Below are 800 nucleotides of genomic sequence, written 5' to 3'. Positions count from 1 at the left end.
CCGACACCTGTGACCTTGCACATCCTGTCGTGACGCTTGCGCAGGCTCGGCGTTGCCTTGAGCAGATCACGCATGGCGGTATCCAGCGTCGCAATATCCGCAGCGATGATGCGCAGGCGTTGTTCCAGCATATCGCGCACCAGCGGCTCTTCAATCGTATCGAGCTGGCTTATCAGACCACTCTTTTCAGCAACCAGCCTGCGCCGATGGGCTGAAAGCGCGCTTAGGCGGTCGCGGGCCGGGTCCGGTCCACCATAGGCAACGAGCCTGTCACTTGCCGTTGCTAGGTAACGAGCGATCATGGCAGCGTCGATCCTGTCAGTCTTGGCCAGTTGCCCCATGGCGGTGGCAAAGCTGCGAACCCTTGGGGTGGCAGGATATAGACCTTAACACCTGCGGCATGCAGACTGTCAGCCAGCCTGCGCTCATAACCGCCAGACGCCTCCAGCCCGACGACGACGGGTCCGAGCGCCTGAATGCGCTTGATAAGGGCTGTAATCTGCTCCGGTGAACTGCTTGTACTCCAGTGCTTTCCCGCAGGATACGCGCAGACATCGAAGCGGGCTTTGGAAATGTCGATACCAACAACGGTAAGTTCCTGTATCATGGCCTTGCTCCCAGTCTTGTGGTGCGGGCGAAAGCCCGATCAACCGTTCGGGGTTAAAGGGAGCAGGCAGGGCCTTGCTTGATGTCGGCTCTTTCAAACCGGTGCGGAAATACGGCCTCCTGCCTGCATTGACCGGGATGCGCATCCCGGTCAATGCAACAAGTAAACCACATTTCGTCCACACAAGTGCGGG

General features: G+C 59.0%; 2 protein-coding genes. Both read right to left on the bottom strand.

What is annotated here, in order from left to right; all coding sequences use genetic code 11:
• Positions 1-302 (bottom strand): hypothetical protein (locus tag DSM25558_RS29705; RefSeq protein WP_256387100.1); only part of this gene is annotated, 302 nt, incomplete at its 3' end.
• Positions 299-607 carry an IS110 family transposase gene (locus DSM25558_RS29700; RefSeq protein WP_077107794.1) on the bottom strand — a complete coding sequence of 103 codons (309 nt, stop codon included), beginning with the start codon at positions 605-607 and terminating at the stop codon, positions 299-301. The genes DSM25558_RS29705 and DSM25558_RS29700, both read right to left, overlap by 4 nt.
• Between the last annotated feature and the right edge of the window lie 193 nt (positions 608-800).

The sequence above is a fragment of the Agrobacterium sp. DSM 25558 genome, assembly GCF_900100825.1.
GTDB lineage: Bacteria > Pseudomonadota > Alphaproteobacteria > Rhizobiales > Rhizobiaceae > Agrobacterium.
This window is presented reverse-complemented; position numbering and strand designations above follow the sequence as displayed.